Origin of the sequence: Nocardia sp. CC213A (assembly GCF_030766805.1) — a bacterium.
Classification (GTDB): domain Bacteria; phylum Actinomycetota; class Actinomycetes; order Mycobacteriales; family Mycobacteriaceae; genus Nocardia; species Nocardia otitidiscaviarum.
The window spans coordinates 94,126-108,115 of record NZ_JASFXA010000023.1 but is presented as its reverse complement, the minus strand read 5'-3'; the positions used below and the strand labels follow the sequence as shown (position 1 = coordinate 108,115).

13 protein-coding genes are annotated in these 13,990 nt (G+C 70.7%); 11 read left to right on the top strand and 2 right to left on the bottom strand.

Features of this window, described 5'->3' with window-relative positions:
* Window positions 1-180 precede the first annotated feature (180 nt).
* Window positions 181-2,010 carry an ATP-binding protein gene (locus QJS31_RS31820; protein WP_306358455.1) on the top strand — a complete coding sequence of 610 codons (1,830 nt, stop codon included), beginning with the start codon at window positions 181-183 and terminating at the stop codon, window positions 2,008-2,010.
* Window positions 2,007-2,669 carry a response regulator transcription factor gene (locus QJS31_RS31815; RefSeq protein WP_282785134.1) on the top strand — a complete coding sequence of 221 codons (663 nt, stop codon included), beginning with the start codon at window positions 2,007-2,009 and terminating at the stop codon, window positions 2,667-2,669. The genes QJS31_RS31820 and QJS31_RS31815 overlap by 4 nt, the downstream gene beginning before the upstream one ends.
* Here QJS31_RS31815 and QJS31_RS31810 read toward each other — a convergent pair.
* Window positions 2,584-3,321, bottom strand: a complete 738-nt coding sequence (locus QJS31_RS31810; RefSeq protein WP_282785133.1) for a respiratory nitrate reductase subunit gamma — start codon at window positions 3,319-3,321, stop codon at window positions 2,584-2,586. The two genes, QJS31_RS31815 and QJS31_RS31810, sit on opposite strands and share 86 nt — an antisense overlap.
* A 352-nt stretch (window positions 3,322-3,673) precedes the next feature.
* On the opposite strand from QJS31_RS31810, the gene QJS31_RS31805 reads away from it, so the two are divergent.
* From QJS31_RS31805 to QJS31_RS31770, 8 genes are all read left to right on the top strand, one after another.
* On the top strand, window positions 3,674-4,666 hold the full coding sequence (locus QJS31_RS31805; RefSeq protein WP_306358454.1) for a ScbA/BarX family gamma-butyrolactone biosynthesis protein: 993 nt from the start codon (window positions 3,674-3,676) through the stop codon (window positions 4,664-4,666).
* Window positions 4,663-5,337: an HAD family phosphatase gene (locus tag QJS31_RS31800; protein ID WP_306358453.1), complete on the top strand. Its 675-nt coding sequence runs from the start codon at window positions 4,663-4,665 to the stop codon at window positions 5,335-5,337. Before QJS31_RS31805 ends, QJS31_RS31800 begins: the two co-directional genes overlap by 4 nt.
* The gene (locus QJS31_RS31795) at window positions 5,334-6,866 is read left to right on the top strand and encodes an MFS transporter (RefSeq protein WP_306358452.1); all 1,533 of its coding nucleotides are present in this window, start codon (window positions 5,334-5,336) and stop codon (window positions 6,864-6,866) included. The genes QJS31_RS31800 and QJS31_RS31795 overlap by 4 nt, the downstream gene beginning before the upstream one ends.
* Window positions 6,863-8,077 carry a cytochrome P450 gene (locus QJS31_RS31790; protein WP_282778621.1) on the top strand — a complete coding sequence of 405 codons (1,215 nt, stop codon included), beginning with the start codon at window positions 6,863-6,865 and terminating at the stop codon, window positions 8,075-8,077. The genes QJS31_RS31795 and QJS31_RS31790 overlap by 4 nt, the downstream gene beginning before the upstream one ends.
* A 42-nt stretch (window positions 8,078-8,119) precedes the next feature.
* Window positions 8,120-9,661, top strand: a complete 1,542-nt coding sequence (locus QJS31_RS31785; RefSeq protein ID WP_282778619.1) for an FAD-dependent monooxygenase — start codon at window positions 8,120-8,122, stop codon at window positions 9,659-9,661.
* Between the two features lie 67 nt (window positions 9,662-9,728).
* Window positions 9,729-10,583 carry a GAF domain-containing protein gene (locus QJS31_RS31780; protein ID WP_282778617.1) on the top strand — a complete coding sequence of 285 codons (855 nt, stop codon included), beginning with the start codon at window positions 9,729-9,731 and terminating at the stop codon, window positions 10,581-10,583.
* Window positions 10,584-10,606: 23 nt separating this feature from the next.
* Window positions 10,607-11,875, top strand: a complete 1,269-nt coding sequence (locus tag QJS31_RS31775; RefSeq protein ID WP_306358451.1) for an MFS transporter — start codon at window positions 10,607-10,609, stop codon at window positions 11,873-11,875.
* Window positions 11,872-12,111, top strand: coding sequence for a hypothetical protein (locus QJS31_RS31770; protein ID WP_282778614.1), 240 nt, complete (start codon window positions 11,872-11,874; stop codon window positions 12,109-12,111). The genes QJS31_RS31775 and QJS31_RS31770 overlap by 4 nt, the downstream gene beginning before the upstream one ends.
* A gap of 47 nt (window positions 12,112-12,158) precedes the next feature.
* On the opposite strand, the gene QJS31_RS31765 is transcribed toward QJS31_RS31770, so the two are convergent.
* The gene (locus QJS31_RS31765) at window positions 12,159-13,553 is read right to left on the bottom strand and encodes an MFS transporter (protein WP_306358450.1); all 1,395 of its coding nucleotides are present in this window, start codon (window positions 13,551-13,553) and stop codon (window positions 12,159-12,161) included.
* Window positions 13,554-13,721: 168 nt separating this feature from the next.
* Here QJS31_RS31765 and QJS31_RS31760 point away from each other — a divergent pair, with 168 nt between their 5' ends.
* Complete coding sequence (locus QJS31_RS31760; RefSeq protein ID WP_029932128.1) at window positions 13,722-13,988, top strand: hypothetical protein; 267 nt, start codon at window positions 13,722-13,724, stop codon at window positions 13,986-13,988.
* Window positions 13,989-13,990 lie beyond the last annotated feature (2 nt).

Below are 13,990 nucleotides of genomic sequence, written 5' to 3'. Positions count from 1 at the left end.
ATCCCACGGGTGATTCGGGCCCGCATCCGCCCGCCACGGGTGCGCAGGGGTTGCCGGGGGCCGGTCGGAGAACCGGCTCCCGGTCGCGCACCGGACCGCGGTGCATGACCACCGGCCCTGGTTTCGGGGCGGTGGACGGCGCATGCTGTGAGCGGTCGGGATGGCGCTGCGGGGTGTGCGGTGAATTGTCGGGCGGGCTTCGCCGTGGTGTCGGCGACCGCGCTGGTGGTCGTCGCGGTCGTCGTCGCGATGGACTGGTCGACAGCGGCCATGCGCGATCCGGCGCGGACATTGCTGCTGGGTCCGCGGGAGTCGTTCGTGGCGGCGCGGGGGCCGTACCCGCCGGTGTTCGGGGTGTGGGAGTTGGTGCTGTTCCTGGGTGCCGGAACGGCGTTCGTGGCGGCGGGCTTCATCGCGTGGCGGGCGCGGCCGCGGGAGTGGACGGGTCCGCTGATCATCGTCGCGGGACTGCTGTGGCTGCTCGGGGGACTGCGGCGATCCAGTGATCCGGCGCTGTTCACGATCGCGGCCGTGGTGACGAACCTGTATTTGCCGGTATTGATTCAGGTGCTGCTCGGTTTTCCGACCGGTCGGCTGCGATATCGCTGGGAGCGCTGGTTCGTGGGTGCGTGCTGGGTTCTGGCCACCGTCGGGGTGACGGTGGAATGGATGTTCTTCGATCCGCGTGCGGTGGCGACGACGCATCCGTCGACATCGGTGAATCTGCTGCTGGTGCACCATGATCCGACGATCGCCACGGTCGTCCAGCTGACCGTCGGCGGGCTGGCCGCGGTCTGCGGTCTGGTGGTGACGGTGGTGATCGCCCGGCGTTGGCGCGTCGGATCACCTGCCTACCGGTCGGCCTTCCTGCCCTTGGGCGCGGCCGGATTGGTGGCGATCGTGGTCACCGTCGGCATCCTGGCCTCCGCCGTGCGCTTTCCCGGATCGCAGAATGCCTGGTTGCTGGATCTGCGCTATCCGACCTCGGCGGTGCTGCCGGTCGCTGTGGCGTTCGGGGTGATCCGCTATCAGCTGGCGCGGGTGGCGGTCGGCAGCGCCGTCACCGCCATCGGCTCCGCGCCGCCCGCCGGGGCCTTCGTGACGGCCCTGCGGCGCGCGGTCCGCGACCCCACCCTGGCGCTGTGGACCTACGCAGCGGAGCACGAGTGCTTCGTGGACGCCGAGGGGCGGCGGCGCGCGCTGCCCGTCCCGGGTGGCCCGCAATCGGCCACGGTGCTCGAACGCGGTGGAGTTCCGGTGGGGGCCTTGGTCTTCGACACCGCACTGCCGGCCGCCGATCCGGAGTTGCTGGCCGCCGTCCGCGCCGCCGCGGCCTTGGCGCTCGAGCACGACCGATTGCGCGCCGACCTCCAGGAGCAGCTGGGTGAGGTGCGCCGCTCCCGGGAGCGGCTCGCGACCGCCGCCGATACCGCGCGCCGTCGCGTCGAACGCGACCTGCACGACGGTGCGCAGCAGCGTCTGGTGGCCGCCGCGATTCTGCTCGGTCGGGCTCGGCGCGCGGGCGACATCACGACCCGCGACAGGTTGCTCGCCGAGGGCGTCGGCGAGCTGGACACCGCGCTGGCGGAATTGCGGGAGTTCGCGCGTGGCGTCTTCCCGCCGATGCTCGCCGCCCGGGGCCTGCCCGCGGCGCTGGACTCGCTCGCGCAGCGGGCCGTCCTGCCGGTGCGCATCACGGGCGAGCCCGCGTCCCGCCCACCGGCCGTTATCGAGGCCGCCGCGTACTTCGTCGCCGCCGAGGCGGTCACCAACGCCACCAGGTACGCGGACGCCAGAACCATCCAGATCCGTTGCCAGACAGATGAAGACGAGCTTCACCTGTGCGTCGTAGACGACGGGTGCGGCGGGGCGGTGGTGTCACCCGGCGGCGGGCTCGACGGGCTGGCCGATCGGGTGGCGGCGCTCGGCGGGACCTTCGAGGTGCACAGCCCGCCCGGCGCGGGAACCATGCTGACCGCGACCTTCCCCCTGCGGAGCGTGACGGCATGACCCTCACCGTCGCCGTCGCCGACGATTCGGCCCTGCTGCGCCGTGGTATCGCGCTCCTGCTCCGCGAGGAGGGGCTCGAGGTGGTGGGTACGGCTGCGGACGCCACGGCATTGCTGCGCATCGTGGCCACCGAACATCCGGCGGTGGCGGTGGTGGATATCCGCCTCCCTCCGACGCACACCCTGGAGGGCGTGCACGCCGCCCGGGCGATCCGCACCCGCTACCCGGCCACCGCGGTCCTGCTGCTGTCGCACTACGTGGAAACCGAGCACGTCATGGATCTGTTCGCCGACAGCGCCGCCGGTCTGGGCTATTTGCTGAAGGAGCGCGTCTCCCACATCGACGAGTTCCTGGAGGCGCTGCGCCGGGTCGCGGCGGGTGGCAGCGCCATCGACCCCGGCCTCATCAGCCGCATGATGGCCCGCCCGCACCACCGCCGCCTGCCCATCGACGATCTGTCCCCCAGGGAACGAGAAGTGTTGGCGCTCATGGCCGAAGGCAAATCCAACCGCGGTATCGCCGCGGCGCTGTTCCTCGGCGAGCGCACGGTGGAGACGCACGTCGGCGCGATCTTCACCAAGTTGGCTCTCCCGCCGGGGCCCGACGATCACCGACGCGTGCTGGCGGTGCTGCGTCACCTCGACGCCGGGAGGCGGTGATCCGAGGGCGTCGCGCGGCGGCGAGGCGACCGGCCAGGCGCAGGGCCGGGATGGTGAAGATCCCGGCGAGCCGGGTGTATGGCCAGATCGCGATCAGGATCATGATGACCAGTGCGCGGGCCTGGTAGACGGCGGGGGCGTGGTGCATGACCTCGGGGGTGGGGTGCAGTGTGGCCAGGGAACGTGCCCAGGTGAACAGGGTTTCGGCGGTGCGGTATCGGTGGTCGGTGGATCCGGTGTCGAAGGTGACCAGGATGCCCGTGGTCATGGTGGCGACCAGGACCGGCAGGGTGATGCGGTCCACCGGGGTGACGCGGGAGCGGATGTCGGCGGAGATCAGAGGCGGGACCAGGAGCAGGCCCGCGCCGGCCAGCGCCAGCGGGACGGCCACCAGTTGCAGGGACAGGAGGATGACGCCGAGGGAGCCCTGCGGGCGTGAATGTGGCCCGGCGGCAAGGGCTTCGGCGACTCGTACCGCGAACAGCAGGGGGACGCCGATGCGGAAGGCGCGCATACCGAAGCGCTGGGCGCGGTCCAGACGCGGGCCGTAGAGGTGGGAGCGGAAGCCGTCGTGGCGATAGCGCCAGACATGGCCGATGACGAATGAGAGCGCGGCGGCGCAGGGTAGCCACACCCAGAGCGCGACCATCATGGCTGACTTCCTTGCTGTCCGTGTCCTGCCGTGTCGCGATCACAGTGGCATGCCGGTGGATGCTGGAAAAGTGCCGAAAGGCCCGAAGAGTGGAACGCGCCGAGCCGACGGTGCGACGCCGCACATGATACGCACGCTGTCCAGAGTTGTACGTCACATGAGCACAACTTGAACACCGCCGCGGGTGCGGTAGCGTGAAGAACACCGATCGCGAGTCGCTGGACGGCCCTTCTCCTGCCCTCCATGCCCGAGGCCGTTGGTTGGTTTTCCGCTGTTTCGGCTGGATGTTCGCTGCTGCCCGGCAATGGGGCCGTTGGCCGGTGCGACACCGTGAAACCACCTCGGAGCACCCATGTCCCGTGTGATCGAGCCACAACTGTCGTATTCCACCGTCGTACCTCGCGAGCATGTGCATCGCAGCGCCATCAGCGAGGTGTTCCTGACCGACATCATCTGCGAGAAGTACCCCCGGTTCCGACTGGGGATTCAATTGCCGCGCCAGCACAGCTACTACAGCGAGCACATGGCGGAGGCGGCGACCTACGATCCACTGCTGCTGCTGGAATGCTCCCGGCAGGCGTCGATCCTGATCGCGCACCGCTACGTGGGCGCGGGCATGGACCAGAAGTTCATCTTCAATACCGGCAATCTGCGCATTTCCCACCTGGCCGGGCTGGTGGTGCGACCGCATCCCGGGTACGGCATCCTCGACGCCACCATCGTCGAGGAGAAGCAGCGCGACGACGTCGTCATCGGCATCACGCTGGCCATCGACATCCAACTCGACGGCACCTCGGTCGCCGCCATGGAGATGGCGATCCAGTGGATGCCGGGCGCGGCCTGGGACAAGGTGCGCACCCGCGGGCGGGCGGCGCTGGACCTGACCGCCGCCCGCCCCTACCCGCTGGAACGCCGGGTCGCACCGGAACTGGTGGGGCGGCGCAGTATCGACAATGTGGTCCTCGGCGGTTTCACCGCCGACACCTCGGTGCTGGACGCGGAAATCGTGGTGGACCAACACCATCCGAGCCTGTTCGACCATCCGCTGGACCACATTCCGGGCGCGGTGATCTTCGAGGCGTTCCGGCAGACCGCGGTGGTGGCCGCGCACGAACTCTTCGGCCTCTCCCCGCAGCGCCTGGTGCTCACCACCGTGCGCGCCACCTTCCTGCGCTTCGGCGAGCTCGAACTGGCCACCCGCACCCGCGCGCAACCGTTGCCGGTCACCGGCGATCACACCGTGGAGTTCAGCATCGAGATGGTGCAGGGCGATGCCGTGATCACCGAGGGGTTGGTGGCGCTGCGGCGGCCGGGCCGCGTGCCGATGCCGGGGGTGCGCGCATGAGCATGGTGTATCTCGACTTCGGGGGCGTGCTCTCGCCGCCCATCGCGGAGCTGTTCGAGGCGTACGAACGCAAGACCGGCATCGCCCCGGCGGCGCTGCGATGGGCCATGGCTCGCGTGGCCGCCGACCTGGGCGTGGCGCCGCTGGCCCCGATCGAACTGGCCATGCTGCCGGAGACCGAGTGGGTGGATCGGCTGCACGCCGCCCTGCGCGAGCGCGATCCCGCTATCGACCTCTCCCGCAGCGAACGCGAGTTCGGCGCGCAGTGGTTCGCCGGGCACGAGGTGAATCCGCTTGTGCGGCAACTGGTGTTCGACCTGCGTGCGCGTGGTCACCGGGTCGGCATCCTCACCAACAACGTGGTCGAGTGGGAGCCGGTCTGGCGGCGCATGGTCGATCTCGACGACGCGGTCGACCACATCGTGGACTCGTGCCGGGTCGGGGTGCGCAAACCGGATCCCGCCATCTTCGACCTCGCGCGGGAACGCGCCGGGATGCCCGCCGACGAGTGCGTGCTGGTGGACGATCTCGCCGAGAACTGCGCCGCCGCCATCGTGGCGGGCTGGCGCGCCGTGCGCTTCGTCGACGCGGCGCAGGCGATCGCGGAGCTGAACGCCCGGCTCGATGAGCGGTCGCCGCTGTCCGCCGCGGTCACGGGGGAGCGGGCATGACCGAGTCGATGGTGAAACCAGATGTCGCGCAGCGCCTTCCGGTGGAGCGGCGGGGCCTGCTGCTGGCCGCGGTGTTGGTGGCCGTGCTGGTGGTGCCCACCGGAGTCTCCGGCACCGGTGTCGCGCTGCCCCGCATCGCCGAGGATCTCGGCAATGCCCCCGCCCAGTTGCAGTGGGTGGTGAACGGTTTCAATCTCACCTTCGCGGCCTTCAGCCTGGTGGCCGGATCGCTCGCCGACCATCTCGGCCTGCGCCGCGGTTTTCTGGTCGGCTCGGCCCTGTTCTTCCTGGCCTCGGTGGTGAGCGCGGTGGCCCCGACCATCCTGGTGCTCGATATCGCCCGCGCGCTGGCCGGGGTCGGCGCGGCCACCATCTTCGCCTGCGGCGGCGCGCTGCTGTCGTCGACATTCGACGGAGCGGAGCGGACCCGGGTGTTCGCCCTGTTCGGCACGGTGGCCGGGGTGGGGCTCGGCTTCGGGCCGTCGATTTCCGCGGCGGCCATCGGGCTGGTCGGTTGGCCGGGCATGTTCGCGGTGAACGCGCTGCTGATCCTGCTGGCCTTCGGGTTGGCGGCGGTCTGCGGCATTCGCGACGTGGCGCACGCCGAGCGGCCGCGCATCGACTATCTGGGTGCGGCGCTGTTCGCCTCCGGTCTGGCGCTGGTGATCGCGGGCATCGTGCAGTCCAACACCTGGGGCTGGGCCGGGCCGGGCACCCTCGCGCTGCTGGTCGCCGGTGCGCTCGTGCTGGCGGGATTCGCCGCGGCGCAACGGCGTACGGCCAATCCGCTGCTGGATCTGTCCCTGCTGCGCAACCCCACCCTGGTCGGACTGCTGCTGGTGCCGGTGGCGGGTGCGGTCGGTTTCGTGGCGCTGCTGACCTACTTCCCGACCTTCCTGACCGTGGTCTGGGATATGCCGACCACCACCGTCGGCGCGGTCATGCTGATTATGACGGTGCCGGTGGTCGTCGCCCCGATCATCGCCGGACGCCTTGCCCACCAGGGCGTTTCACCACGGGTGATCCTGACGGTGAGTGTCGCGCTGTACGTGCTGGGCGCGGCCTGGCTGACCGTGGTCGGCGTGGATCGGAACATCGCGCTCATCGTCGGCCCGCTGGTGCTGCTCGGTGCGGGATTCGGGCTGGGGGTGGGCCTCGTCGACGGCCAGGCCATCGGTTCGGTGCCGCCCGCCCGGGCGGGCATGGTGTCGGGTCTGGTCTCCACGGTGCGGCTCGGCAGCGAGGCCGTGGTGGTGGCCGTGTACGGCTCGGTGCTGGCCACCGTGGTCGGCGGCCGGGTGCGTGAACTGCTGCCCGACACACTCGGTCCGGCGGTCGTCGACCAGGCCGCCGCCGCCACCGCCGCCGGCGATCTGTCCGCCGTCGATCCCGCCGTGGACACCGCCGTGCTGGCCTCGGCCTACAACGGCGCCATCCACCCCGTGCTGTGGGTGCTGGCGGCGCTCTCCCTGCTGTTCGTCCTACTGGTCGCGGTGCTGCTGCGACCCGAATCCGAGGACCCGCGATGACTCTCAGCCTGCCCGACACCCGCATCCGCGTCACCGACATCCCCCACCTGGACACCCCCGAGCCGTTCGTGCGGCGACTGCCGGACGAACCGGACGGCTTCGACCGCATCGAACTGCCCAGCGGCCACACCGCCGTCTGCCTGAGCGGCTACCACGATGTGCGAACCCTGTTGCTGGACAGCACATCCAGCCGCGAACTGTGCAATGTGGACGGCGGTCCGTCCTTCATGCCGACCAACTGGGCTCCGGAGGTGCTGATCAATCTGGACGCACCCGTGCACGGGGTGGTGCGTCGCTTCGTCTCGCACGAATTCAGCGCCCGCGCGCTGTCCGCCTGGGAACCGACGGTGGCCAGGTTCACCGCCGCGGCCTTCGACCGACTCACCGCCGCGGCCGATCCCGACCTGGTCCGCGATGTGTTCCGCGTCGTTCCGGCGCAGACCGCCCTGGCGCTGCTCGGCGTTCCGCTCGAACACGCCGCCTGGATGAACGAGCGCGGTCGCATCGTGCAGTACGCCGATCGCGACGATATCGCCGGTATCGAGACGGCGTGGATCGAACTGTGGAGCTGGGTCGGTCGCCTGCTCGCCGACGACAGCCTGCACGACGACACCGGCCTGCTGGCCGTCTACAAGCGCCGCGCGGCCGAACCGGAGTTCGCCGCCGTGGACACCGGGCTGTTGCAGGGCACGGTGATGGGCATCGTGCTGGGCGGCGACAACAATATCGCCACCATGCTCGCCAAGACCGCCTACGCCGCGTTGGCGCATCCGCCGCTGTACCGGCGGGTCGCCGCCGATCCGGTGCGTTACGTGCCGCGCCTGGTGGACGAGATCCTGCGCCTGATGCCGCTCGGCACCCCGGGCGCGTTCCCGCGCATGCTGACCAATCCGCTGGTCACCGCCACGGGCGCGCTGCCGGCGGGCAGCATCGTCTACCCGTGGGTCACGGCCGCCAACCGTGACCCGGAGGTGTTCCCCGACCCGCTGGTCATCGACCTGGAGCGACCCGCGCGCCAGCACCTGCAATACGGGTACGGCATGCACCGCTGCATGGGGTCGGCGCTGTCGCAAATGGAACTGATCGCGGTGCTGACCGAGCTGTTCCGGCGCTGTCCCGATGCCGAACTCGCCGTCGATCCCGCGGCGGTGCCGTGGGATTTCGGGATCGGACTGCGGCGGCCCGCGGCCCTGCCGATCCGGCCCCGGTAGCCGATCGACGTGACGGATGTGACCGACAGGAAGGAGCCGAGGATGACGCAGCACTGTGAGGTGGCCGTGGTCGGCGGCGGCCCGGTGGGCATGCTGGTGGCCGGGGAGCTCGCGCTGCACGGTGTTTCGGTCGTGGTGCTGGAGACCCGCACCGAGGTGAGCGAGCAGCCCAAGGCGGGCACCTATCACGCGCGGGCCATTCAGACCCTGGCGCGGCGCGGCATCCTGCGCTTCCCGCGAGTGGACGCCGACTACCGGGACATCGTGCGGGAGCCCTTCCAGTTCGCCGGATATCCGTGGCTCACGCTGCGCACCCGGGCCATCGAGGGCCCGGTCATGATCGGGCTCGCCCAGGCCGACCTGGAGCGGGCGCTGGGCGAGCGCGCGGCGAATCTGGGCGCGCTCATCCGGCGCGGTCACACCGTCACCGCGGTCCGGCAGGATTCCGGCCGCGCCACGCTCTCCGTTCGTGAGGGGACGGAGAGCTACACGCTCACAGCGGATTACGCGATCGGCTGCGACGGCCCACGCGGTATCGTCCGGGAATCCGGGGACTTCCCCACGGTGGAGTATCCGCCCACCCTGCGCGCCATGCTCGGCATGGCGCGGCTGCCCCATCCGGAGCAGCTGCGGCCGGGCTGGCAGCCCACCCCGCGCGGGTGGACACTGTTGAACCTGAATCGATTCGGTTCCAGCCGCATCATCACCTTCGAATTCGACGGGCCGGAACCCGATCGGCGGCGGCCGATCACGGCGGCGGAGTTCGCGGCGGCGGTCGAGCGCATCACCGGTCGGCCGGTGGAATTGCGGGATCTGGAGTACACCAGCAGATTCAGCGACTTCACCCGCCTGGTCACCGACTACCGGGACGGGCGGCTGTTCGTGGCCGGAGATGCCGCCCATGTGCACTACCCGCTGGGTGGGCAAGGGCTCAACACCGGTTTGCAGGATGCGGTGAATCTGGGCTGGAAGCTGGTCTCGGTACTGCGTGGCGGCGCGAATCCCGCGATGCTGGACAGCTATTCGACCGAACGGCAGCCGGTGGCGGCGCGGCTGGTGGAGAACACGCGCGTGCAGGCGATGCTCATGAATCCCGCACCCGACCATGATCCGCTGCGCGGATTCGTGCGGGAACTGCTCAGCAATCCGGACGCCCACGACCGGCTCGCCGACACCGTCAACGGTGAATCGGTGAGCTATCCGGGAGCGCCCGACGACGGCGCGTGGGCGGGTGAGTTCTTCCCGAACCTCACCGTCGAGGTGCCGGGCGCGGGCGCGCGCACCATCGGCGATCTGCTCACGGCCGGACGCGCGGTGCTGCTGACCGCCGAACCGGCCGTCGACCGCGCCGTGCCGATCCACCCGCTCGTCGACGTGGTCGCGGTGGACCGGTTGCCGGAGGGCATACCGCCGGTCGTGCTCATCCGCCCGGACGGCTATGTCGCCTGGTCCGGCGACGGTGTCCGCGATACCGGCGGTGCGCTGCGCCCCGGTTTCGCCGCCGCGCTCGCCTTCTGGTTCGGCACCGCGACGGCCGGGGATCCGGTGGGCTCGGGCGGGATCCGAGGTGAGTTTGCTGGCTGATCTCTGGACTGCGGACCCTGCGCATGTTCGTTACCATCGGCAACCATGGAGGGCCGGGGGTATCGCGGTGGGTGATGGTGAGTGGCTGGTCATCGAGACACTGTCGGATGCCCCGACAGTGGTTGCCGCTGGTTCGCGTGCGCGCAAATGGCGGCCGCTGAGCAATGTGTTCCGGGGCAGCTCGCTGGCCATGGTGCACAAACTGGTGGGCGTCGTGGTCGACAATCTCAAGGATTCACAGACGCTGGTCGATCTGACCCCCGGTACCCGGCTCGCCTACGCCCGGCCGATTCTCGGCCCCGGTCGCCAGGTGCACGCGGTCATGGTGTGGCTGGGCAGCCGCGATGAGAACCCGCCACCGCCGCCCGGTGCGCTCGGCTGGACCTGGGATGTGACCGACCCCGGCCGACCGCGGGCGGTGCCCCATCCCGGCACGGCGGCGTTCTACGGATTCCCGGACGCGAGCGAACCGTCCATCACCGAGGTGCTGTCCACCCTGATCGGGCTGCCCGAGATCGCCGGGGCGCTGGCCGCCATCGATACCGCGGCCGCCGATGCCACCGGAACGGGGGAGTGGCTCATGCGTCGACCGGACGGCCGAATCATGAAAGTGCGGTATGCCTTTCGCGGTGCTCATCGGGAGGGACGGCTGCTGCTGCACGGAATCAGCCAGGAGTTGCCGGACCAACCGCCCACACCGGCGGAGCTGTTGAGCGCCGACGTGCTGGCGGCGGTGGCGGCGGACGCCCGCCCCGCGCTGGTGCACACCGCCTCGGGGCGGGTGCGGGCCTGGCTCACCGCCCCAGCGGATTTCCTGCCCGCGGCGGTGGTGCGCGGCGAGGCATCCGCACCCGCCGGACCCTCGATACTGTTGCCCGGACTGCCCGAATCGACTGCGCTGCGGGTGATCCCACCGCCGTAGTCCCGAATCGACGGGGAGGCACCATGGCCCGTGTTCGCACACCCCGCCTGGGTGTCATCTACGCCGGTATCGCGCTGGAAAGCTACGACTGGGTGCTGTACGCACTGCTGGTGGCCTACTTCGCGCCGGTCTTCTTCGCCGGTGACCTGCGGCGGTCGCTGCTCTTCGGATTCGGTGTGTTCGCCGCTGGATTCGTGGCGCGCCCGCTCGGCGGTGTGCTGCTGGGCCGGTTGGCGGATCGTCGCGGGCGGCGGATCGCCATGCTGGTCTGCGTCGCGGGCGCCGGGACGGCCGCGTACGGCATGGCGCTGACACCCGGGACGGCGGTGATCGGTCCCGCCGCACCCGTGCTGGTGCTGGTGTGGCGGCTGCTGCTCGGGCTGACCCAGGGCGGTGAACTGCCGGTGGCGCAGACCTATCTCTACGAGTGCGCGCCGCCCGCCCGGACCGGCCTGTTCACCAGCATGTTCTACGTCTTCGCCGCCGCGGGCAAGCTGGCCGCGAGTGTGCTCGCGGCCGTGCTGGTATCGGTTCTGGGCAGGCAGGCGCTGCTGGACGGCTGGTGGCGGTTGCCGTTCCTGCTGGGCGGGATCGCGGCCACCGCGTTCTTCCTGCTGCGGCTGCGGCTCCCGGACACCCGGGCGGCGTGGGAACCCGAGCCCCGGCCGGTGCGCGATCGGCGTGCGCTGCTGGGCCCGATGGCCGTGGTGGCGGGGCTGACGGTCGGCGTCACCTCCGCGTACTACCTGTGGACCGCCGCGCCCACCGCCTACGCCCTGACCGTGCTGGGCCTGGACGACGACGGGGTGCTGTGGGCCGGTGTCGGCGCGACCGTGGTCTTCGCGCTGGCCCTGCCCGCGTTCGGTCTGCTCGGCGACCGGATCGGCGTGCGGCGCACGCTCTTCGGCGGCACCCTCGCCATGGCCGCCGCGACTATTCCGCTGCACCTGCTGCTGGAGCACGCCACCCCGGTGACCTACTGGGCGGTCATCCTCATCGCCACCGTGCTGCTGGCCTGCCTGTGCGCCACCCTGCCCGCCAGCATGTCGGCGCTGTTCCCCGCCCGGCACCGCGCGCTCGGCCAGGCGTTGCCCTATGGCATCACCGTCGCCGTATTCGGCGGCACCACACCGTTCTTCGAGCAGATGACCGCCACCTCCGACCTGGTACTTCCCGCCTACGTGGTGGTGTTGCTGCTGGTGAGCGCCTGGACCAATCTGGCGTCCGCGCGGCGAGACCAGCATGCACGGGGTTCCGTTGCTGAAAGTTTGCCGATAGTGTGGTCAAGGTGAACGTGACACGAGAGGCGCTGCGCGCCGCCAGAGCCAGATACACCGCGGCCGTCCACGAGTACGCCGCCGCGGGGCAGGATCGTCTGGAACTGTTCTCCAATGCCGTTGCCGCAGGGTGGGATTCCCTGGAAGCCGCCACCGAACTCGGCATTCCCGGTCTGTTCACCCCGGATGGTACCGATGTGTCCCCGCCAGGCACGGATACGCCCGGCTCACCCGCCCGCGATTTGCTGTGAGTGGGCGGGCGCCCGGATATGCCGGGCGCCCGCGGTATTCGACGTGGTCAGGCCGCCAGCGCCGGCCGCGGTGTGCGGTCCGCCGCCGTGGGCCATCGGGGATGGTCGGCGTCGATGACATAGGGGTGGGTGTGCCGGTAGTGCCGATCGCTCACGCGCACGGCGTCGGCGAGGCGGGCCGGGTCGATGCTGCCGACCTCGTGCAGGTGGGTGATCACCTCCGGGTCGTGGCGCGGCCACATCCGCGCGGCCACCGCGATGCCCGCGAGCGCGAGGACGCCGAGGGCGGTCCAGGTGGGGGTGAAACCGGCGGCGGTGGTGAGCCATCCGGCGATGGGGTATGTGATCAGCCAGGCCAGGTGCGAGAGCGAGAACTGGGCGGCGAAGAGGGCGGGGCGGTCCGCCGGTCGCGAGGAGCGCCGCAGGACCTGACCGGTGGGGGTCAGAACGGCGGCGGTGCCCGCGCCGACGACGGCCCAGATCATGGCGGCCGCGGTCCAGCGCCATCCGCCCGTGCCCGCCAGGGAAAGCGCGACGGCGGCGGCGAGCGCCGTGGCCAGGGTGGCGGCGCCGGTCAGCATGACCGGCCGTGCGCCGAGGCGGTCGAGTACGCGCGGCAGTGCCAGTGCGACGAGCATGGTGCCGAAACCATTGGCGGCCAGCAGCAGTGCCACGCCGGACTGGGCGCCGCCGAGGGTGTCGCGCACGTAGTTGACGGTATTGATCATGATCATCGACCCGGCGGCGGCCACCACCAGATTCAGGCCGAGTAGCCCGCGCAGCCGGGGCGTCGCGGCGAATATCCGCATCCCGACCGCGATCCGGTCGGCGAAGCCGCCCGAGGTCGCCCCGGTGGCGTTCGGAACGCGGGTGCCGAGCACCAGGGCGGCCGAGACGGCGAAACCGATGGCGGTGCCGACGAACAGCCAGTGGTAGCTGATCACGGCCAGGGCCGCGGCGGCGAGTGCGGGGCTCAGCAGCGTCTCCATGGTGGCGGCCAACTGGGCGGCGGACAGTGCGCGGGTGTACTCGCGCTCGTCGGGCAGGATGTCGGGAATGATCGCCTGATAGGTCGGAGTGAAGGCGGCCGAAGCGGTGTGGAGCACCGCGATCAGCGCGTAGATCTGCCAGACCTGATCGATGAACGGCAGGGCCAGCACCACCGCGGCGCGAACGGCGTTGAGCGACACCAGGAACGCGCGGCGCGGGAACCGGTCGGCATAGGCGGCGACGATCGGCGCGACCGTCACGTAGACGAGCATCTTGATGGTCAGTGCGGTGCCGAGTACGGCGGCGGCGTCACCACCGGCGAACTCGTAGGCGAGCAATCCCAGTGCGACGGTGGTCAGTCCGGTGCCGAACAGCGCGGACAGCTGCGCGACGAAGAGTCGGAGATAGTCGTGATGGGCGAACAGGGTGGCGGTCGAAGGCGTGGTACGCATCGGGGCACTTCCTGGGAGTGGGCTGGGGTGGCGGTTCGCGGGCATGGGGACATCGGCACTCGCACATGGCGGTCTCCTCTCGGGTGGTCGTCGCGAGACCGGAAATGTATACCCCGTGGGGGTATGTGGCAAGCGAGGGTACGGTGACGTCGGCTACTCTGCACTGCCGTGCGAACGATCAAAGCTGGCGTAATCGCCGCGGCGCTCGCCGCGGCCACCATGACCGCGACCGGTACGGCGGGAGCCGACGAACCCGCGCCCGGAGGTGGCGACGAGACGATATCCGTCGACATCACCCTGCTCGGCTGCTCCATCGGCGCCGGTCTGGGTACGGACCTGGCGCTGGCCCTCGCCGCCGGGCAGGGGTCGAGCGCGACGGTCGACTCCGGGCTGGTGGCGCGGCTGCGCGCCGCGGGATGTCTGCCCTGGCGGTGATC